This is a genomic window from Pseudomonas sp. IT-P260 (assembly GCF_949768395.1).
In the GTDB taxonomy this organism is placed as follows: domain Bacteria; phylum Pseudomonadota; class Gammaproteobacteria; order Pseudomonadales; family Pseudomonadaceae; genus Aquipseudomonas; species Aquipseudomonas parakoreensis.
On record NZ_CATKPO010000022.1, the window covers coordinates 165,973 to 186,569 of the forward strand.

Here is a 20,597-nt window from a genome sequence, read left to right on the forward strand (position 1 = left end):
AGCGCGCAAGACTTATGCCATGCAGGGGCTTGGGCGCTTTCCCGGAATGCTCAGGGCAGTACAGCACCAAAATCGGGCGATGCGGGGAAATGGTTCGAGGAAGTTGCGCCTAAATGTGGCGAAGATCAAAAGATCGCAGCCTTCGGCAGCTCCTACAGGGAAACGCATGACCCGATGTAGGAGCTGCCGAAGGCTGCTATCTTTTGACCTTGAAAAAAAACGCCAACCCGAAGGTTGGCGTTTTCTGGTTTAGCGAGGAACGACGGGCTTGCGCGCCGGTTTCGGCCCCTTGCCCTTGGCCGCTTCCTTGCGCTCCTTGGCCGCCTGCTGGTTGCGGGCAAACGCCGCAGCCTTGGCTTGTTCACGCTTGTCCCAAGGATTGCCACCGTCACTGGCACGCGGCGGCAGGCCAGTATGCTGGGTGAGAATCTTGGTGGTCTTCTCTTTCGCGACCTTGTGACTGCCAGCCGGCGTCGAGTTCTTGCGACGGGCGCTCTGGTAGCTGTCGGTGGCCGGCTGATGCAGCGGGATCAACTGGTTCTTGCCCGGCCCGATCAGGTCGGCGCGGCCCATGCGGGTCAGCGCTTCGCGCAGCATCGGCCAGCCTTTCGGGTCGTGATAACGCAAGAACGCCTTGTGCAGACGACGCTGCTCCTCGCTCTTGACGATAGTCACACCGTCGCTCTTGTAGGTGACCTTGCGCAGCGGGTTCTTGCCCGAGTGGTACATCGCGGTGGCGGTGGCCATCGGCGACGGGTAGAACGCCTGCACCTGGTCGGCACGGAACCCGTTGCCCTTGAGCCACAGCGCCAGGTTCATCATGTCTTCATCGGTGGTGCCCGGGTGCGCGGCGATGAAGTACGGGATCAGGTACTGCTCTTTACCGGCTTCCTTGGTGTACTTCTCGAACATGCGCTTGAAGCGGTCGTAAGTACCGATCCCCGGTTTCATCATCTGGTTGAGCGGACCTTCCTCGGTGTGTTCCGGGGCGATCTTCAGGTAACCACCAACGTGGTGGGTCACCAGCTCTTTGACGTACTCCGGCGACTCGACCGCGAGGTCGTAACGCAGGCCGGAGGCAATCAGGATCTTCTTCACACCCGGCAAGGCACGGGCGCTGCGGTACAGCTGAATCAGCGACGAGTGGTCGGTGTTCAGGTTCGGGCAGATACCCGGGAACACGCAGGACGGCTTGCGGCACGCGGATTCGATTTCCGGGCTCTTGCAGGCGATGCGGTACATGTTCGCGGTCGGGCCGCCAAGGTCGGAGATCACGCCGGTGAAGCCAGGAACCTTGTCGCGGATCTCTTCGATTTCGCGAATGATCGACTCTTCGGAACGGTTCTGGATGATCCGGCCTTCGTGCTCGGTGATCGAGCAGAACGTGCAGCCGCCGAAGCAGCCACGCATGATGTTCACCGAGAAACGGATCATGTCGTAGGCCGGGATCTTTTCCTTGCCGTACGCCGGGTGCGGAACCCGTGCGTAAGGCATGCCGAACACGTAGTCCATTTCTTCAGTGGTCATCGGAATCGGTGGCGGGTTGAACCAGACGTCGATTTCGCCATGCTTCTGCACCAGCGCACGGGCGTTGCCCGGGTTGGTTTCCAGGTGCAGCACGCGGTTGGCGTGGGCGTACAGGACCGGGTCGTTACGCACTTTTTCCATCGATGGCAGGCGGATCACGGTCTTGTCGCGGGTCATCTTCGGGCTGGCCAGGATCTGCACGACCTTGGCTTCCTCGGGATCGTCCACCGGGCCTTTTTCCTGCTCGATGGCGCAGGCCTGGGTGTCCTGGGTGTTGACGTACGGGTTGATGATCTTGTCGATCTTGCCCGGACGGTCGATGCGCGTGGAGTCGACTTCGTACCAGCCTTGCGGCGTGTCACGGCGGATGAACGCGGTGCCGCGCACGTCGGTGATGTCTTCGATCTTGTGCCCGTAGGACAGGCGCTGGGCCACTTCGACAATGGCCCGCTCGGCGTTGCCGTACAGCAGAATGTCGGCGCTGGCGTCGATCAGGATCGAGTTGCGCACGCGATCCTGCCAGTAGTCGTAGTGGGCGATGCGGCGCAGGGAAGCTTCGATGCCGCCGAGGACGATCGGCACATGCTTGTAGGCTTCCTTACAGCGCTGGCTGTAGACCAGGCTCGCGCGGTCCGGACGTTTGCCCGCCATGCCACCCGGCGTGTAGGCGTCGTCGGAACGGATTTTCTTGTCCGCGGTGTAGCGGTTGATCATCGAGTCCATGTTGCCGGCCGCGACGCCGAAGAACAGGTTCGGCTCGCCGAGCTTCATGAAATCGTCTTTGGACTGCCAGTTCGGCTGAGCGATGATCCCGACGCGGAAGCCTTGGGACTCCAGCAGCCGGCCGATAATCGCCATGCCGAACGACGGGTGATCGACGTAGGCGTCACCGGTGACGATGATGATGTCGCAGGAATCCCAGCCAAGCTGATCCATCTCCTCCCTGCTCATCGGCAGGAATGGCGCTGGCCCGAAACATTCGGCCCAGTACTTTGGATAGTCAAATAACGGCTTGGCTGCTTGCATGTCGATAACCGGTGTTGGCTTTCATTGAATTTCGCGGGCGCGGAATATAGCACAAATTTTGACCAATTCCGACGGCCATGGTCGGAAATTGTGCTTTACCTGTGGCGAGGGAGCTTGCTCCCGCCGGGTTGCGAAGCAGCCCCCAGAATTCGACTGCTGCGCAGCCGATCGGGAGCAAGCTCCCTCGCCACAAGTGCTCGACGTTACTCGTCGTCGTCGAAGTTGTAACTGCCCGGCGCGAGGTTTTCGAAGCGGGTGTACTTACCGATAAACGCCAGGCGAATAAAGCCGATCGGGCCGTTCCGCTGCTTGCCGATGATGATTTCGGCGATGCCCTTGTGCTCGGTTTCCGGGTGATACACCTCGTCCCGGTACACGAACATGATGACGTCGGCGTCCTGCTCGATCGCTCCGGATTCCCGCAAGTCGGAGTTCACCGGACGCTTGTTGGGACGTTGTTCCAGGGAGCGGTTGAGCTGCGACAGCGCCACCACCGGGCAGTTGAATTCCTTGGCCAGGGCTTTCAGGGATCGCGAGATCTCGGAAATCTCGTTGGTCCGGTTGTCGCCGCTGGAGCCGGGAATCTGCATCAGTTGCAGGTAGTCGATCATGATCAGACCGATATCGCCATGCTCGCGAACCAGGCGCCGGGTTCGCGCACGCATTTCCGACGGGCTGATGCCGGCGGTATCGTCAATGAACAGCTTGCGGTCGTTGAGCAGATTGACCGCCGAGGTCAGGCGCGGCCAGTCGTCGTCTTCCAGCTGGCCGGAACGCACCTTGGTCTGATCGATACGCCCCAGGGACGAAAGCATACGCATGATCAGCGATTCGCCTGGCATCTCGAGGGAGTACACCAGCACCGCCTTGTCGCTGCGCAGTACAGCGTTTTCCACCAGGTTCATGGCGAAGGTGGTCTTACCCATCGACGGACGGCCGGCGACGATGATCAGGTCGGCCGGTTGCAGGCCGCTGGTCTTCTCGTCAAGGTCGGTATAACCGGTGGATAGACCGGTGATCGAGTCGGCGGTGTTGAACAGGGTGTCGATGCGATCGATGGCCTTGGTCAACAGTTCGTTGACGCCCACCGGCCCGCCGGTCTTGGGGCGCGCCTCGGCGATCTGGAAGATCTGCCGTTCGGCCTCATCGAGGATCTCTTCGGCGGTACGACCTTCCGGGTTGAACGCGGCATCGGCAATTTCGGTGCTGATGCCGATCAACTGACGCAACGTCGCCCGCTGGCGAACGATCTGCGCATAGGCCTTGATGTTGGCGACGGACGGCGTGTTTTTCGCCAGCTCGCCGAGGTAACCGAGGCCGCCGACCTGAGACGTCTGACCTTCCTTGTCCAGTTGCTCGGCAAGGGTCACGACGTCGATCGGCATGTTCTGATCGGCCAGTTTGGCGATCGCACGGAAGATCAGGCGGTGGTCATGCCGGTAGAAATCGCCGTCGGAGACTTGATCGAGCACGCGTTCCCAGGCGTTGTTGTCCAGCATCAGACCACCGAGTACAGCCTGTTCGGCCTCGATGGAATGCGGCGGCACTTTCAGCGCGGCGGTTTGCAGATCGTATTGCTCGGGAGCGGTGATTTCGTTCATGGCCACTTGGAGTCAGGGTTGAAAACGGGAGTACCAGAAAGACAAAGGGCACGACCTGTAAACAGGATCGTGCCCGATGTTACCGGCTAGCACCCGAGGGTGCCAGCCGACAAGTATTGCTTAAGCTGCTACCACGACAACGCGTACGGTGGCTTCAACTTCGGCGTGCAGGTGCACAGCCACGTCGAATTCACCCACGTTGCGGATGGTGCCGTTCGGCAGACGAACTTCGCTTTTCGCAACTTCAACGCCGGAGGCGGTCAGTGCGTCAGCGATGTCGTGAGTACCGATCGAACCGAACAGCTTGCCTTCGTCGCCAGCGGTGGCAGTGATGGTCACTTCCAGCTCGGCCAGTTGGGCAGCACGGCTTTCAGCCGATGCTTTACGGTCTGCGGCGGCTTTTTCCAGCTCAGCGCGACGCTCTTCGAACGCAGCCAGGTTGGCAGCGGTCGCAGCGGTAGCTTTGCCGAAAGGCAGCAGGTAGTTACGGCCGTAACCGGCCTTAACGTTTACTTTGTCGCCCAGGTTGCCCAGGTTGGCGATTTTTTCCAGAAGGATCAGTTGCATGTGGAAATCCTCTTAACTTTTAACCTTCACCGTTCGCGTTATCGGTGCCTTTCGACACGTGACGACCGCGAAAATCAATCAGGCTGTCGACAATGGCCAGAACCACGAGCAACGGATAGAGCAGCTGCATGAACAACAGCAGCGTGACGTACAACCCCACCAGCCAGAAACCGGCCAGTCGCTTCTGCCCGACCAGCCCGTGAATCAGGGCCAGTCCGGCGAACACCAGCGGTACGCTGCACAACGGCGTCAACATGGCCATCTGTGCACCGAGATTCGGGCCCAGAAGCATCAACGCCAGCAGCAACATCGCCGGCCCCAGCGGGATCCGGATGGCGCGAAACTCGCGACCAAAACCACCCGGGTTGTACAACAACGCCTGCCAATGACGCCCGACAATCAGGCTCAGCACGCTGACGATCTGCAACAAGGCCGCAATCAGCCCGGTCAGGACCGGTGCAATCAGGGACGCGAAACGCGCTTGCTCATCGACCGACAATTGCTTGTAGGTTTCACCAAGAAGCGCCGGCATGACCTTTATCAAGGCTTGCGCGAGCATCTCGATCTGGGCCGCAAACGCTGCCCCGAGCACCACAGAAAACACCACTCCAATCACTACGCTGACCAGCAGCGTACGGACCCAGGATTCGCTTGCGCGCAACACCAACGCAAGCCCCGAAGACCCCAGCAGCACCAGAAGTGCTCGCGGATCATCGGCATACAGCCACCAGATCAATGCCGGCAGCAGCCCCAGGGACAGGACGCCAATGGCGTCCGTCAGTCCGCGCCGCAGAAGCACCAGGCTCCCGGCGGCAGCACCCAACCAATACAACAACGGCAATGTTGCACACCCGGCCACTACGAGAGTGGCCTGCATACGGCCGCGCATGATGAACTCAGCTAAGGCACGCATGCATTCAATCCTTTGCTACTTGTCGACTGCCCGGTCTCAGCGGCCGTGGCTGTCGGTGTAGGCCAGCAGGGCCAGGAAGCGGGCGCGCTTGATAGCGGTGGCCAGCTGACGCTGATAACGAGCTTTGGTACCGGTGATGCGGCTTGGAACGATTTTGCCGGTCTCGGATACGTAGGCTTTCAGAGTGTTGAGATCTTTGTAATCGATCTCTTTCACGTCTTCAGCGGTGAAGCGGCAGAATTTACGACGACGGAAGAAACGTGCCATTTGATAGGCTCCTTAAAAGGTCCGTGGATTACTCGTCAGCGTTATCGCTGTTGTCGCTGTCATCACCCTCAACGCCATCAGCGTCGGAGTGCTCAGGACGGTCGCGACGCTCACGGCGCTCACTGCGGTTTTCTTCAGCCTTGAGCATCTCGGACTGGCCGGTAACGGCTTCGTCGCGACGGATGACCAGGTTACGGATCACAGCATCGTTGTAGCGGAAGTTGTCTTCCAGCTCGGCCAGGGCCTTGCCAGTGCACTCAACGTTCAGCATCACGTAGTGAGCCTTGTGAACATTGTTGATTGCGTAGGCCAGTTGACGACGGCCCCAGTCTTCCAGACGGTGGATTTTGCCGCCGTCTTCTTCGATCAGCTTGGTGTAACGCTCAACCATGCCGCCGACTTGCTCGCTCTGGTCAGGGTGGACCAGAAAGATGATTTCGTAATGACGCATGAATGCTCCTTACGGGTTGTAGCCTGCCGCTCAAAAACGGTCAGACAAGGAGTGAATGACACTTATGGACTTGCTGGCGCGGGGCACATGCGTGCCTGCCGTCACAGCAAGGGGCGCAATTGTAGAGAAGGGACTGCAGAGGTGCAAGGCAATTGGTGATTATTTGAACAATCACCGATCTTCGACCTGACACAAAACACTGTGGGAGCGAGCCTGCTCGCGAATGCGATATATCAGGCAACATTATTGTCGTCTGACACACCCCTTTCGCGAGCAGGCTCGCTCCCACATTTGAACCGATTTCAGCTCAAGACTACTTCTTCGCGGCAACTTTGGCCTTGGCGCCGCGTTGACGCTGCGCTTCGAACAGACACACACCGGTGGCCACGGACACGTTGAGGCTGCTGACGCTACCGGCCATCGGCAGGTTCACCAGATAGTCGCAGTGCTCGCGAGTCAGGCGACGCATGCCTTTGCCTTCGGCCCCCATGATCAGGATGGTCGGGCCGGTCAGGTCCTGGTCATAAATGCTGACCTCGGCCTCCCCCGCCGTGCCGACCACCCAAAGACCGCGCTGCTGGAGCTTTTCCAGAGTGCGCGCCAGGTTGGTCACTGCCACCAGCGGAATCACTTCCGCCGCGCCGCAGGCCACTTTACGCACCACGGGCGTCAGGGTTGCCGACTTGTCCTTGGGCACGATCACCGCCAGTGCGCCGGCAGCATCCGCCGAACGCAGGCAGGCGCCGAGGTTGTGCGGGTCGGTCACGCCGTCGAGCACCAGCAACAACGGTGCGCCTTCGGTGCGGTCGAGCAGTTCGTCGAGCATCGCCTCGCCCCAGACCTGGCTCGGGCTGACCTCAGCCACCACGCCCTGGTGCACGCCTTCAACCCAGGCGTCCATTTCGCGGCGCTCGGCCTGACCGATCTGCACACGATTTTCGTTGGCCAGCTCGATCAAGGTCTGCACGCGCGGATCATTGCGGCTTTCGGCCAGCCAGATCTGCTTGACGCGTTTCGGGTGGTGACGCAGCAACGCTTCTACCGCGTGAACGCCGTAGATTTTTTCCAACTGACTCATGACTTCGCCTTCGGTTTACGCGACCCGCCACTTTTGGCTGGAGCCGAACCCGCTTTTGGCGGGCCTTTACGGTGTTTGCTCGGTTTGGCTGGCTTGCCGCCGACGGCCTTGTCAGGCGCCGACCGCCCGGTCTTTCCCCCAGACGCCGCTTTACCACCGCTTTTGGCTTCGGCCAGCAAGGCCTTCTTCAATTCACGGCTTTTGCGCAGCTCGGCGTTTTTCGCCACGGCATCGCTCGGGCGATAGGCCTCGACGGCTTTCTCTTTGGCTGGACGACGGCTGGCGGTTTTCGCCGGAGCCTTGTCCTCCACAGCCTTGCTCGCAGGCGCTGCGGTATCGGCGCCACGTTTCTTGCGGCCGATCGGTGCGCTGATGGTTTTTTCGGCCATCTCGAAGTCGATCTTGCGCTCGTCGAGGTCGACGCGCATCACGCGCACTTCAACGGTATCGCCGAGACGGAAGCTGCGACCGGTGCGCTCGCCCGCCAGGCGGTGATGCACAGGATCGAAGTGGTAGTAATCGCCCGGCAGCGCGGTGACGTGCACCAAGCCTTCGACATAGATGTCGGTCAGCTCGACGAACAGACCAAAACCGGTCACCGCCGTGATCACGCCCGGGAACGATTCGCCGACGCGATCCTTCATGAACTCGCACTTGAGCCAGTTCACCACGTCGCGGGTGGCCTCGTCGGCACGGCGCTCGCTCATCGAGCACTGCTCGCCGAGTTGCTCCAGCGCCGCTTCGTCGTACGGATAGATGCGCGCCTTCGGAATGGTCATCGCCCCTGCGCGGCGAACGTGCGGCGTGTCCTGCTTCGAATGGATCACGCTGCGGATGGCGCGGTGCGTTAGCAGGTCCGGGTAACGACGGATCGGCGAGGTGAAGTGGGTATAGGCTTCGTAATTGAGGCCGAAGTGACCTTCGTTCTGGGCGCTGTACACCGCCTGGCTCAGGGAGCGCAGCATCACGGTTTGGATCAGATGGAAGTCCGGACGGTCCTTGATGCTCGCCAACAGGGCCTGATAGTCCTTCGGCGACGGTCCTTCCTTGCCTTTGTGCAGGGACAGGCCAAGCTCACCGAGGAAGGCGCGCAGCTTTTCCAGACGCTCCGGCGGCGGGCCGTCGTGGACACGGTACAGCGCAGGGATTTCGTGCTTCTTGAGGAATTCGGCAGTGGCCACGTTGGCCGCCAGCATGCATTCCTCGATCAGCTTGTGCGCATCGTTGCGGGTGGTCGGACGGATTTCGGCGATCTTGCGCTCGGAACCGAAGATGATCCGGGTTTCCTGCGTTTCGAAATCGATCGCGCCGCGCACGTGACGGGCAGCCAGCAACACTTTGTACAGCGCATAGAGCTGCTTGAGGTGCGGCACCACGTCGGTGTATTCGCCACGAAGCTTGCGTGCTTCGGTGGCTTTCGGGGTTTCCAGCATCGCGCTGACCTTGTTGTAGGTCAGACGGGCGTGGGAATGGATCACCGCTTCATAGAAGCAGTAGTCGGTCATTTCGCCGGACTTGGAGATGGTCATCTCGCAAACCATGGCCAGACGGTCGACGTGCGGGTTCAGCGAGCACAGGCCGTTGGACAGCTGCTCAGGCAGCATCGGCACCACGCGCTCGGGGAAGTACACCGAGTTGCCGCGCACCTGGGCTTCGTTGTCCAGCGCCGAACCGATTTTCACGTAGCTGGAAACGTCGGCAATTGCCACGTACAACTTCCAGCCGCCGGAGAACAGACGCAGTTTGCCCGGCTTGGCTTCGCAGTAGACCGCGTCGTCGAAGTCGCGGGCATCTTCGCCGTCGATGGTGACGAACGGCAGATGGCGCAGATCGACACGCTTCTCTTTGTCTTTCTCTTCGACTTCAGGCTTGAGCTTGGCGGCTTCTTTCAGCACCGCTTCAGGCCAGACGTGCGGAATGTCGTAGGTACGCAGCGCGACATCGATTTCCATGCCCGGCGCCATGTAGTTGCCGACCACTTCGATCACATCGCCTTGCGGCTGGAAGCGCGGCGTCGGCCAGTGGGTGATTTTCACCTCGACGAACTGACCGATTTGCGCGTTGGCGTTGCGACCTGAAGTCACCAGCACTTCCTGCTGAATCTTCGGATTGTCGGCCACGACGAAACCGATGCCGCCTTCTTCGAAGTAGCGACCAACGATGCTCTCGTGGGCACGGGACACCACTTCGACGATCACGCCTTCCCGGCGACCGCGACGGTCGAGACCGGAAACCCGAGCCAGGGCACGGTCACCGTCGAACACCAGACGCATTTGCGCCGGGCTCATGAACAGGTCGTCGCTGCCGTCGTCCGGCACCAGGAAGCCGAAGCCGTCACGGTGACCGCTGATGCGACCGAGGATCAGGTCGAGCTTGTCTACCGGTGCATAGGTGCCACGGCGGGTGTAGATCAGTTGAGCGTCGCGCTCCATGGCGCGCAGGCGGCGGCGCAGGGCTTCGATCTGGTCTTCTGTGGTCAGACCAAACTCTTCGACCAGTTGCTCGCGGGCAGCAGGCGAACCCCGATCAGCAAGGTGCTGAAGGATCAGTTCGCGGCTGGGAATAGGGTTTTCATATTTTTCCGCTTCACGAGCGGCCTCGGGATCGAGGGACTGCCAATCGGCCATTAGAGAGTTTTCACCTTGTCTATATGCGGGTTAGTTTGGCATAGGCGTCATCAAACGGGAAATTTCCGACTCTATAAGGCCCTTCTGAAGCCTTGTATCGACGCCTGAAAGCCCTTTTGAACACCGCCGGTAAAAAAAATCATTTTTTTTGCTGCCGGGGGTTTACAGTTAAAAAGGCGCTCCGTATAGTGCGCGCCATCGACGACGTACACACGTTGACGAGATGCCCAGGTGGTGAAATTGGTAGACACGCCAGCTTCAGGTGCTGGTGACCTTACGGTCGTGGAAGTTCGAGTCTTCTCCTGGGCACCAATTTCGAGTTTGAGACTAGAACAGTTTCAAGACTCACACAAAAACCCGCGAAAGCGGGTTTTTTGCATTCCGGGGAACGGTTTTGTCAAACCCGATTAATTAAAATTAAATCAGGGGTTTACAGATCAAAAAGCGCTCCGTATAGTGCGCCACATCAACAGCGGCAACGCTCGCGATGAATGCCCAGATGGTGAAATTGGTAGACACGCCAGCTTCAGGTGCTGGTGACCTTACGGTCGTGGAAGTTCGAGTCTTCTTCTGGGCACCAATTCAAACTCAAGGTTACGACGTTGAGTTCCCCAAAAACCCGCGAAAGCGGGTTTTTGCGTTTCTGGCGTTTGAAAACTTGCGCCCTGCCCCTGTAGGAGCTGCCGAAGGCTGCGATCTTTGCTTTTAAAAAAAGATCAAAAGATCGCAGCCTTCGGCAGCTCCTACATTTCTGCGAATACGCCGTACCAGAGCTGGCGGCAGCCCACAAGGCGCACTTGAGAAACAATATCGTTTATCATTGTTGCAAGTTTTTGCAATGCGACAGTGAGGAACCCTGCGAATGATGTTTCGAAATACCCTGCGCCGCGGCTTGACCTTCACCCTGCTCGGCCTGGCACTCGCCACTCCCCTCACCCAGGCAGCCGATGCGGTTTCCCTGACACTCTACAACGGTCAACACAAGGAAGTCGGCGATGCGATCGCCAAGGCTTTCGAGGCCAAGACCGGCATTCACGTCAACGTACGCAAGGGCAGCAGCAACCAGCTCGCCAGCCAGATCATCGAAGAAGGTGACCGCTCCCCCGCCGACGTGATCTACACCGAAGAATCCCCACCACTGAACAACCTCGGCGAGCAAGGCCTGCTGGCCAAGACCGATGACGCCACGCTGGCCGTGCTGCCGAAAGAATACGTTGCCGGCAACGGCACCTGGATCGGAGTCACCGCGCGGGTTCGCGTGGTTGCCTACAACCCGAAACTGGTCGACGAAAAAGATCTGCCGAAGTCGGTAATGGAATTCTCCGATCCGAAGTGGCAAGGCAAAGTCGGCTTCGTCCCGACCAGCGGCGCCTTTCAGGAACAGGCCGTGGCAATCATCAAGATGCACGGTCGCGACGCCGCCGAAGAATGGCTGACCGGCCTGCGCGCTTTCGGCAAGACCTACAGCAACAACATGGTCGCCCTCAAAGCCGTGGAAAATGGTGAGGTCGCCACCGTATTGGTGAACAACTACTACTGGTTCGCCCTGCAGCGCGAGAAAGGCAAACTCGACTCGAAACTGCATTACTTCACCGGCGGCGATGTCGGCGGACTGATCACCGTGTCCAGTGCTGCCGTACTGAAATCCAGCAAACATCCAAAAGAAGCTCAGCAATTCCTTGCCTACATGGCCAGCGAAGAAGGTCAGCGCGTGATCACCCAGACCACCGCCGAATACCCGCTGCACAAGGGCATGGAATCGGATCGCGGCCTCAAGCCATTCAGCGAACTGCAAGCGCCGAACGTGACCCCGGCCGATTTGGGCAACGCCGAGGAAGCCCTGGAGCTGGAACGTGAAGTTGGCCTGAACTGATGGCCGCATCGTTATCCGCCCCCGCCGCGCGCGGGGGTTACGTGCCACAACGCAAGCGGCCATCGATCTGGCTGGTGCTGCCGGTTTTATTACTAGTGGTGCTGAGCCTGTTGCCGCTGGCCTATGTGGGTCTGAAAGCCTGGCAGGCCGGTTGGGCCGAGGCGCTGCACTTGCTGTGGCGCCCCTATGTGTTTGGCCTGCTGCGCAACACGCTGGCGTTGATGGTTGGCGTGACACTGACGTGCGGCGTGATCGGCCTGTCACTGGCGTGGCTGCTGGAGCGCAGCAATCTGCCGGGACGACGCCTGTGGGGCGTGATTCTGTGCCTGCCCTTCGCGGTGCCGGCGTTCGTCAGCAGCTTTACCTGGGTGTCGTTGAGCGCGCAGTTCGAAGGCCTCGGCGGGGCGATTCTGGTGATGAGCCTGTCGAAGTATCCGTTGATCTTTCTGCCGGTCGCGGCAACCCTGCGCAACCTCGATCCATCCCTCGAAGAATCCGCCCGCACCTTGGGACAGAACCGCTGGGGCGTGTTTTTCCGCGTCACTCTGCCGTTGCTCTGGCCATCGCTGCTGGCCGGTTCGCTGCTGATTGCCCTGCACATGCTGGTCGAGTTCGGCGCGCTGTCGATCATCGGCCTGCAAACCTTCACCACCGCGATCTATCAGCAATTCGAACTGGAATTCAGCAACGCCAACGCGGCGATGCTTTCGGCGGTGCTGCTCGCGCTTTGTCTGATGCTGCTGTGGCTGGAGCTGCGTGTCCGCGGCAAGGGTCGCCATGTGCGCACTGGCCAGGGCGCGGCACGTCAGGCCGAACAAGTGCGATTGGGGCCGTGGGCTATTGTCGGTCAGTTGTATTGCCTGTTACTGGCGATTGTCGGCAGTGGAATTCCGCTGGGCATGCTCGCGTACTGGCTGGCGGTTGGCTCATCGGCAGCCTTCCCGGTCGCAGCGATCACTGAGGCGCTGCTGTCTTCGCTGGCCTTGTCGCTCGGTGGCGCGGCGCTGTGTCTGCTGCTGGCGGTGCCGGTCGGACTGCTGGTGGTGCGTTATAAGGGCCAACTGGCGATCTGGGCCGAGCGCCTGCCGTATCTGCTCCATGCCTTGCCGGGCCTGGTGATTGCGTTGACGCTGGTGTATTTCGCCCTGCATTACGTGCCGGCGTTGTACCAGACGTCGGCGCTGCTGCTGATCGCCTATGCGCTGCTGTTTCTGCCGCTGGCGCAGGCGCCAATTCGCACGGCACTGAACAAGGCTGCACCGCAGTTGGAAGAAGCGGCACGCACGCTGGGCGCATCGTCGTTCACCGCGTTTTGCCGGGTGACCCTGCCGATCATTTTCCCGGCACTGGGCGCGGCGTTTGCGCTGGTGTTTCTGGATGCGATGAAGGAACTGACGGCGACGCTGCTGCTGAGCCCTACCGGGCTTAACACGCTCGCGACCGAGGTCTGGGCGCATACCGCAAATGTCGAATTTGCGGCGGCGGCACCTTATGCGGCGCTGTTGATTGTGGTGTCGGGGTTGCCGGTGTATCTGCTGACGACGCGGATGTATCTGAGCCGCTGACACCGCTTTCGCGAGCAGGCTCGCTCCCACATTTTGATCGAGTCCCGCCAGAGGGATGCGATCGAATGTGGGAGCGAGCCTGCTCGCGAAGGGGGCAACATCAGGCCCTGAACTGTCCCAGGCTGGCCTTCAACTGCGCCGCCAACCCATCCAGCACCTTGCCGCTGGCCGTGGTTTCCACCACCGCTTGCGCCGCTTTCTCGGCCTGTGCATGGATCGTCTCGACCCGCCCGCGCACTGCCTGTGCGCCCTGCGCCTGATGCGCCGCCGCCTGCGTCGCCAGACCGATCGCCGCATGCACCTGCTCGACCGAAGCCTGCACCGACTGCTGCAACCGCGCACTGTCGCGCAACACCAGCAACCCTTCGCTGGCCTGCCGCCCGGCCTGACCAATCGCCTCGACCGCCTCACGCGCGCCTTGCTGCAACGCGACGATGTGCGCCTGGATATCGCCCGTGGAGCTTTGCGTCTTGCTCGCCAGGGCGCGCACTTCATCGGCGACCACCGCAAAACCGCGCCCGGTCTCACCGGCCCGCGCCGCTTCGATCGCCGCGTTCAAGGCCAACAGGTTGGTCTGCTCGGCGATGCCGTGAATCACCGTCAACACCACTTCAATCTGTTCGCTCTGCTGCGCCAGTCGCTCGATGACTTTCGCCCCGGTATCGACCTGCCCGGCCAGCGCCTCGATCAAACTGCCGACCTTCGCCGAGGTGCGAGTGTTTTCATCGGTGGCCTGGCGAATATCCACCACCTGCTTCAACGCCGCCTGCATGGCGTGGCTTTCCGATTGTGCCTCGTCGGCCATCTGCGACAGCGCGCGCAGGCTCTCCGCCACTTCATCACGCTGCATCCCGGCCGCGGCATCGGCACCGGCGTTGCGCAGGGTCATCGCACCGATTTCCACGCCGGTACGCTGGGCCACATCGCCCGCCTCGCGCACGATCGGCTGTAACTTATCCACAAAGCGATTGACTGCCGAGGCCATGTCGCCGATTTCGTCCTTGCTGTTGATCTGCACGCGCTTGGTCAGGTCGCCCTCGCCCGCCGCCAGATCGTCCATCGCTGCGTTGAGCATTTTCAGGCGATTGACCACTCGATGCCCGAGCACCACCGCCAGCAACAGCAACACGCCACAACCGACCAGCGCCAGGCCCATGCCGATCCGCCAGCGCAAGGTCGCGGCGGCATCCTGCACGGTGCTGCTGGTATTGGCTTTCATTTCGGCAGCGGTGGATTGCGCGGACTGCAGGCGTGCCTGCATGGCTGTCGCGCTGTCCGCTGCTGCGCCCTTGAGGCTGTCGCCCACCAGTTGATCGCTGCTGGCGATCAGCGCCGAGAAGCGCTGGTCGAGCGCCGCCAGATCGGTTTCCACCGACGCGGTCGAGACGCCCATCAGCACTTTGCCGATTTCCACGCCGTTAGGGTTGATCGACGCTTCGAGGTAGTAGACCGACGGATCGTTCTTCGCCGCATCCAGCACCTTGTCCAGCGCACGCTCGCCCTGGCCTTTTTCCAGCAGGGCTTTGTTGATCGGGTTTTCGCGATTGAGATAACGCGTCAGGTGTTGTCCGGTGGCGTCGTCGTAAACCACGAACAACACGTTGGGGTTACGCTGGGCGCGGCGGGCGAATTCCGACAGGGTTGGCACGTCGCTGTCCCACATGGCGCGCGGCGCCACTGAGGCCAGCAACTGGGCCATGTCATTGGCCGAATCCTTCAGGTCTTTTTCCAGCGTCGCACGCAGTTGTGCCTGCTCATCCTTCAGACGCGCGGACAGACCAGCGGTCAGACGTTGCCGGGTACTTGAGGAAAGGTTGTCGAGGCTGGAGGTGACTTCACGCCCGGCCTGCTCCAGCTCGCCCGAAAGCTTCTGGCTATCAGCACCCAGACGAGTGCCGAGATCGGCTTCCAGCGCCGTGACCGTGCTTCGTGTCAGGGCGACTGCCACCAGCACTTGCACCAAAAGGGCGATACCAAGGGTAACGAACACGGGCCGCAACAAACGGCTTTGTAACAGTGAGAGAACGGCCGACACTGTGAATCCCTCTACGTCTGACGCCATTAATTTGATGGCACTCTTGTAGGAAGATTTACAGCAAAGGTCATGCCGTCCAACAGGCACAAACGACAAAGGCCCCGATGAAGGGGCCTTTGTTATTTACATCAACGACTTATCAAGCGAACGGATGACGCAGAACGATGGTTTCGTTGCGATCCGGCCCCGTCGAAATAATGTCGATCGGCGCGCCGATCAACTCTTCAACGCGTTTGATGTAGGCACGAGCGTTAGCTGGCAGCTCTTCCAGGGTTTTGGCACCCACGGTCGATTCGGTCCAGCCCGGCACTTCTTCGTACACAGGCTGCAGGCCCACGTAGCTGTCAGCGTCGGTCGGCGCCACGGCATTGCCCTGCGCGTCCTTGTAGCCGGTGCAGATGTTGATGGTTTCCAGACCATCGAGAACGTCCAGCTTGGTCAGGCAGATGCCCGAGATGCTGTTCACATCGATAGCGCGACGCAGGATAACGGCGTCGAACCAGCCGCAACGACGGGCACGGCCGGTGGTCGCGCCGAACTCGTGACCTTGCTTGGCCAGGTGCGCGCCCACTTCGTCGAACAGCTCAGTCGGGAATGGACCCGAACCGACGCGAGTGGTGTAAGCCTTGGTAATGCCCAGGATGTAGTCGAGGAACATCGGGCCAACGCCCGAACCGGTCGCCACGCCACCGGCGGTGGTGTTGGAGCTGGTCACGTACGGGTAGGTACCGTGGTCGATGTCGAGCAACGAACCCTGGGCGCCTTCGAACATGATGTCCTTGCCGGCGCGACGCAGGTCGTGCAGCTCGGCAGTCACGTCGAGCATCAGCGGCTTGAGCAGCTCGGCGTATTCCTTGCACTCGGCCAGGGTCTTTTCGAACTCGATGGCCGGCTCTTTGTAGTAACCCACCAGCATGAAGTTGTGGTAATCCACCAGTTCACGCAGCTTGTCTTCGAAACGCGGCATGTTCAGCAGGTCGCCGACGCGCAGGCCACGGCGTGCAACCTTGTCTTCATAAGCCGGGCCGATGCCGCGACCGGTGGTACCGATCTTCAGCTCGCCACGGGCTTTTTCACGGGCCTGGTCCAGCGCCACGTGGAAGGACAGGATCAGCGGGCAGGACGGGCTGATACGCAGACGCTCGCGCACCGGTACGCCTTTCTCTTCCAGCTTGGTGATCTCACGCAGCAGGGCGTCAGGTGCAACCACCACGCCGTTGCCGATCAGGCACTGCACGCCTTCGCGCAGCACGCCCGACGGGATCAGGTGCAAGACGGTTTTCTCGCCGTCGATCACCAGGGTGTGGCCAGCGTTGTGGCCACCTTGGTAGCGCACTACGGCGGCAGCATGTTCGGTCAGCAGATCAACGATCTTGCCTTTGCCCTCATCACCCCATTGGGTGCCCAGGACTACGACATTCTTACCCATAACACTTGTCCTCATTCGCGCAAACTTGGTGCCGGCGATGGCCGGCAGGAAAACTCAAGAAGCCAGTGGCGATACTTGCCAAAGCCCGTTCTGCTGAATCAATTGCCGGTCGCAGTCCGCATCACGGGCGGCGGCCAAAGGTTGTCCAGGCAATGCCTGAACGACACGCTGACCCTCACTGCGCAACTGGCAAACCTGCTGCCAGAGTGCCGCATCCGTACTGTCAGGCATCCAGATACCGCCAGACGGTAGCTCGATCTCAGCACGCCCCAGGGTCACCAGGGTTTTCAAATCGGTAGAGAAGCCGGTCGCCGGACGGGCACGACCGAAGTCGGCGCCGATGTCGTCGTAACGACCGCCCTGAGCGATGGACTGACCCACGCCCGGGACAAACACCGCGAACACCACACCGGTGTGGTAGTGGTAGCCACGCAACTCGCCCAGATCGAAGTACAGCGGCAGATCCGGGAAACGCGTCGCCAGACGCTCGGCGATCGCCAGCAAATCTTCCAGCGCGGCCAGCACCGGCGCCGGCGCATTGGCCAGACGCTCACGGGCAGCGCTCAGTACTTCACGGCCACCACACAGGTCGACCAGCGCCCGCAGCATGCCGGACAGATCGGCCGGCAGGCCTTCGGTCAAGGTAATGACCTCGTCGATGGCCTTGCGTTGCAACGCATCGAACAACTGCTGCTCAACCTCACCGGACAAACCGGCGGCACGCGCCAGGCCACGGTAGATGCCGACATGGCCAAGGTCCATGTGCACATCCGGCACATCGGCCAGTTGCAGCATGGCCAGCATCAGGCTGATGACTTCCACGTCGCTGCTCGGGCTGGCATCGCCGTACAACTCGGCACCCAGTTGAATCGGGCTGCGCGAGGACGACAGCGCACGCGGCTGGGCATGCAGCACGCTGCCGGCGTAGCACAGGCGGCTAGGGCCTTCGCGACGCAGGGTGTGCGCATCGATGCGCGCCACTTGCGGCGTGATGTCGGCACGGAACCCCATCTGCCGACCCGACTGCGGGTCGATGACCTTGAAGGTACGCAGATCCAGGTCCTGGCCCGCACCGGTCAGCAGGGATTCCAGGTACTCGATATGGGGAGTCACGACAAACTCGTAACCCCAGCTCTGGAACAGATCCAACACCTGACGACGCGCGACTTCAATGCGCGCCGCTTCCGGTGGCAGTACTTCTTCGATGCCATCTGGCAGCAGCCAGCGGTCTACCGTTGCCATTACGCCATTCCCCTTTGATCCGGGCGGCCAGCCTGCGGGCGAGCCTTGAGTGAAGCAGAAAATGACCGAACCGTTCAAAACGCACGCGCATCAACGACGCGGCGAAAGGCCTGTTACCGGCTTCGCCCATCACTTTCCTCGAAAAACGCTCGGGCCATTCAACCCGATGCCTGCAACAAAAAACAGCAATCAAACGTGCAGACGCAAAAAAGCCGGGAATTTCCCGGCTGCCGCATCATACACACGTTTTCCCAAAGGATCACCCCGCCCGAGGTTTTAGCCGCCGGGCGGAATGATTCAGGTCAACGTCGTATCAAGGCTTGGACTTTTCCAGGTAACGGAAGAAGTCGCTGCTTGGGTCGAGAACCATGACGTCGGATTTGTTCGCGAAGCTTTCACGGTAGGCACGCAGGCTACGGTAGAAACCGTAGAACTCCTGATCCTGACCGTAGGCCTTGGAGTAGATCGCAGCGGCCTGGGCATCGCCATCACCGCGAATCTCTTCAGACTCACGATAGGCTTCAGCCAGCAGCACGCGGCGTTGACGATCGGCGTCGGCACGGATGCCTTCGGCCAGCTCGTTACCCTTGGCGCGGTGCTCGCGAGCTTCACGCTCACGCTCGGTGCTCATACGTTCGAACACGCTGCGGTTCACTTCTTTCGGCAGATCGATGGCCTTGACCCGGACATCGACGACTTCGATACCCAGCTCTTTTTCCGCCATCTTATTCAGCGACGCGGTGATGTCAGCCATCAGCGCATCACGCTCACCCGACACCACTTCGTGCAGGGTGCGCTTGCCGAACTGGTCACGCAGACCGGATTCCAGACGACGGGACAGACGCTCGTCGGCGATCTGCTTGAGGCCGGAAGTCGCGGTGTAGAAGCGCTCGGCATCTTTCACGCGCCACTTGGCGTAGGCATCGACCATCACGGCTTTCTTTTCCAGGGTCAGGAAGCGCTGTGTCGGTGCATCCAGCGTCATCAGACGTGCGTCGAATTTACGCACCTGGTTAACGTAAGGCACTTTCACATGCAGGCCCGGCTGGACATCGGCCTGAACCACACGACCGAATTGCAGCAGCACCGCGCGCTCGGTCTGAGCCACGATATAGAAGCAGTTCCAGCCCACCAGCACCACGACAACGCCAACGATCAGGGCGATCAGCGATTTATTGCTCATCAGCGGGCCTCCCTTGTACGTGCCTGCGGCAGGTCAGTGACATGCGGCGCGACGTCCGTGTTGTTGCTGGCGGCAGCCGAACCGGTCACCGGTGCATTGCTGCCCGAACTGTTCTGGATCATTTTGTCCAACGGCAGGTAAAGCAGGTTGCTCTGGCCGTTTTTGTTGCCGGTCACGAGTACCTTGCTGGTGTTGCTGAAGACTTCCTGCATGGTGTCCAGGTACAGACGCTGGCGGGTGACTTCAGGGGCCTTGCGATACTCGGCGACCAGTTTGGTGAAGCGGTCTGCCTCACCCTTGGCGCGCGAGACCGTTTCGTCACGGTAACCGTTGGCATCCTCGAGGATACGCTGGGCCTGACCACGGGCTTCCGGCACGACGCCGTTGGCGTAGGTTTCCGCCTGGTTGCGCGAACGCTGCTCGTCTTCCCGGGCGCGGATCACGTCGTCAAAGGCTTCCTGCACTTCGCGCGGTGCCGCTGCGCTCTGTACGTTGACCTGAGTGACGGTGATACCAGTGCGATAGGTATCGAGGAAACGTTGCAGACGCTCCTTGATTTCGCTGGCCATCAATTCACGACCTTCGGTCAGCACCTGGTCCATGGCGGTCGAACCCACCACGTGGCGCAGTGCGCTGTCGGTCGCATGCTGCAGGCTGATTTCCGGCTGATCGACGTTCAGCACGAAATCCTGCAGGTTGCTGATCTTGTACTGCACGGTCAGCGGCACTTCGACGATGTTTTCGTCTTCGGTCAGCATCTGGCCCTGCTTGGTGTAGGCACGCTCACGCGTGACGTTCTCCATGTATTTCTTGTCGATCGGCGGGAAGTAGATGTTCAGGCCGGGGCCGACAGTCTCATAGTACTTGCCGAAGCGCAGCACCACGGCTTGCTCCTGCTCGTCGACCACATAGACCGCGCTGTACAGCCAGACAGCCGCCAGCACGACAAGGCCGATGCCGAGCAGACCGCCGAAGCCGCCACCACTCCTGCCCGAACCACCGCCGTCATCACCACCGCGTTTCTTACCACCACCGAACAACCCGTTCAGGCTTTCCTGCAGCTTTCGGAAGGCCTCGTCGAGATCCGGTGGCCCCTTGCGGTCGCCGTTATTGCGGCGCTTGCCACCCCAGGGATCCTGATTATTCGAGTTGCCACCCGGCTCATTCCAAGCCATAGCGCTCTCCATCTGATAAAGCAAAGACGCACCCACGG

Annotated in this window: 15 protein-coding genes and 2 tRNA genes; 4 read left to right on the forward strand and 13 right to left on the reverse strand. The window is 60.7% G+C overall.

Annotated features, from left to right (window positions below; all coding sequences use genetic code 11):
• Positions 1-249 precede the first annotated feature (249 nt).
• The 8 genes from ACM6HV_RS11555 to rnr form a co-directional block, all read right to left on the reverse strand.
• A complete protein-coding gene (locus ACM6HV_RS11555) occupies positions 250-2,553 on the reverse strand; it encodes a YgiQ family radical SAM protein (protein ID WP_041065663.1) in 2,304 nt (767 codons plus the stop codon).
• Between the two features lie 203 nt (positions 2,554-2,756).
• Positions 2,757-4,154 carry a replicative DNA helicase gene (gene dnaB / locus ACM6HV_RS11560; protein ID WP_041065665.1) on the reverse strand — a complete coding sequence of 466 codons (1,398 nt, stop codon included), beginning with the start codon at positions 4,152-4,154 and terminating at the stop codon, positions 2,757-2,759.
• A 120-nt stretch (positions 4,155-4,274) separates the two neighbouring features.
• Positions 4,275-4,721: a 50S ribosomal protein L9 gene (rplI, locus tag ACM6HV_RS11565; protein ID WP_003186385.1), complete on the reverse strand. Its 447-nt coding sequence runs from the start codon at positions 4,719-4,721 to the stop codon at positions 4,275-4,277.
• 19 nt (positions 4,722-4,740) lie between these two features.
• Positions 4,741-5,634, reverse strand: a complete 894-nt coding sequence (locus ACM6HV_RS11570; protein WP_145596121.1) for a hypothetical protein — start codon at positions 5,632-5,634, stop codon at positions 4,741-4,743.
• A gap of 36 nt (positions 5,635-5,670) precedes the next feature.
• Positions 5,671-5,901: a 30S ribosomal protein S18 gene (gene rpsR, locus ACM6HV_RS11575; protein ID WP_002551829.1), complete on the reverse strand. Its 231-nt coding sequence runs from the start codon at positions 5,899-5,901 to the stop codon at positions 5,671-5,673.
• Between the two features lie 28 nt (positions 5,902-5,929).
• The gene (gene rpsF / locus ACM6HV_RS11580) at positions 5,930-6,352 is read right to left on the reverse strand and encodes a 30S ribosomal protein S6 (RefSeq protein WP_003221133.1); all 423 of its coding nucleotides are present in this window, start codon (positions 6,350-6,352) and stop codon (positions 5,930-5,932) included.
• Between the two features lie 313 nt (positions 6,353-6,665).
• Positions 6,666-7,430 carry a 23S rRNA (guanosine(2251)-2'-O)-methyltransferase RlmB gene (gene rlmB / locus ACM6HV_RS11585; protein ID WP_047290988.1) on the reverse strand — a complete coding sequence of 255 codons (765 nt, stop codon included), beginning with the start codon at positions 7,428-7,430 and terminating at the stop codon, positions 6,666-6,668.
• Positions 7,427-10,057: a ribonuclease R gene (gene rnr / locus ACM6HV_RS11590; RefSeq protein ID WP_414904244.1), complete on the reverse strand. Its 2,631-nt coding sequence runs from the start codon at positions 10,055-10,057 to the stop codon at positions 7,427-7,429. The genes rlmB and rnr overlap by 4 nt, the downstream gene beginning before the upstream one ends.
• Before the next feature lie 225 nt (positions 10,058-10,282).
• On the opposite strand from rnr, the gene ACM6HV_RS11595 reads away from it, so the two are divergent.
• The 4 genes from ACM6HV_RS11595 (at position 10,283) to ACM6HV_RS11610 (ending at position 13,495) form a co-directional block, all read left to right on the forward strand.
• A tRNA-Leu gene (locus ACM6HV_RS11595) sits at positions 10,283-10,369 on the forward strand.
• A gap of 181 nt (positions 10,370-10,550) precedes the next feature.
• Positions 10,551-10,637: transfer RNA gene (locus tag ACM6HV_RS11600), tRNA-Leu, on the forward strand.
• A 282-nt stretch (positions 10,638-10,919) separates the two neighbouring features.
• Positions 10,920-11,930 (forward strand): extracellular solute-binding protein, encoded by a 1,011-nt coding sequence (locus ACM6HV_RS11605; RefSeq protein WP_414904245.1) that lies wholly within the window; start codon positions 10,920-10,922, stop codon positions 11,928-11,930.
• Positions 11,930-13,495 (forward strand): ABC transporter permease, encoded by a 1,566-nt coding sequence (locus tag ACM6HV_RS11610; protein WP_414904246.1) that lies wholly within the window; start codon positions 11,930-11,932, stop codon positions 13,493-13,495. The genes ACM6HV_RS11605 and ACM6HV_RS11610 overlap by 1 nt, the downstream gene beginning before the upstream one ends.
• 100 nt (positions 13,496-13,595) lie before the next feature.
• Here the strand turns inward: ACM6HV_RS11610 and ACM6HV_RS11615 are convergent, their stop codons facing one another.
• From ACM6HV_RS11615 to hflK, 5 genes are all read right to left on the reverse strand, one after another.
• On the reverse strand, positions 13,596-15,530 hold the full coding sequence (locus tag ACM6HV_RS11615; protein WP_041065689.1) for a methyl-accepting chemotaxis protein: 1,935 nt from the start codon (positions 15,528-15,530) through the stop codon (positions 13,596-13,598).
• A gap of 139 nt (positions 15,531-15,669) precedes the next feature.
• Entirely contained in the window at positions 15,670-16,959 is a 1,290-nt protein-coding gene (locus tag ACM6HV_RS11620; RefSeq protein WP_085711159.1) for an adenylosuccinate synthase, read from the reverse strand.
• A gap of 54 nt (positions 16,960-17,013) precedes the next feature.
• Complete coding sequence (locus tag ACM6HV_RS11625; RefSeq protein ID WP_414904247.1) at positions 17,014-18,201, reverse strand: ATP phosphoribosyltransferase regulatory subunit; 1,188 nt, start codon at positions 18,199-18,201, stop codon at positions 17,014-17,016.
• Positions 18,202-18,514: 313 nt separating this feature from the next.
• Positions 18,515-19,384, reverse strand: coding sequence for a protease modulator HflC (hflC, locus tag ACM6HV_RS11630; RefSeq protein ID WP_027611416.1), 870 nt, complete (start codon positions 19,382-19,384; stop codon positions 18,515-18,517).
• The gene (gene hflK / locus ACM6HV_RS11635; protein WP_414904248.1) at positions 19,384-20,559 is read right to left on the reverse strand and encodes an FtsH protease activity modulator HflK; all 1,176 of its coding nucleotides are present in this window, start codon (positions 20,557-20,559) and stop codon (positions 19,384-19,386) included. Before hflK ends, hflC begins: the two co-directional genes overlap by 1 nt.
• Positions 20,560-20,597: the final 38 nt, after the last annotated feature.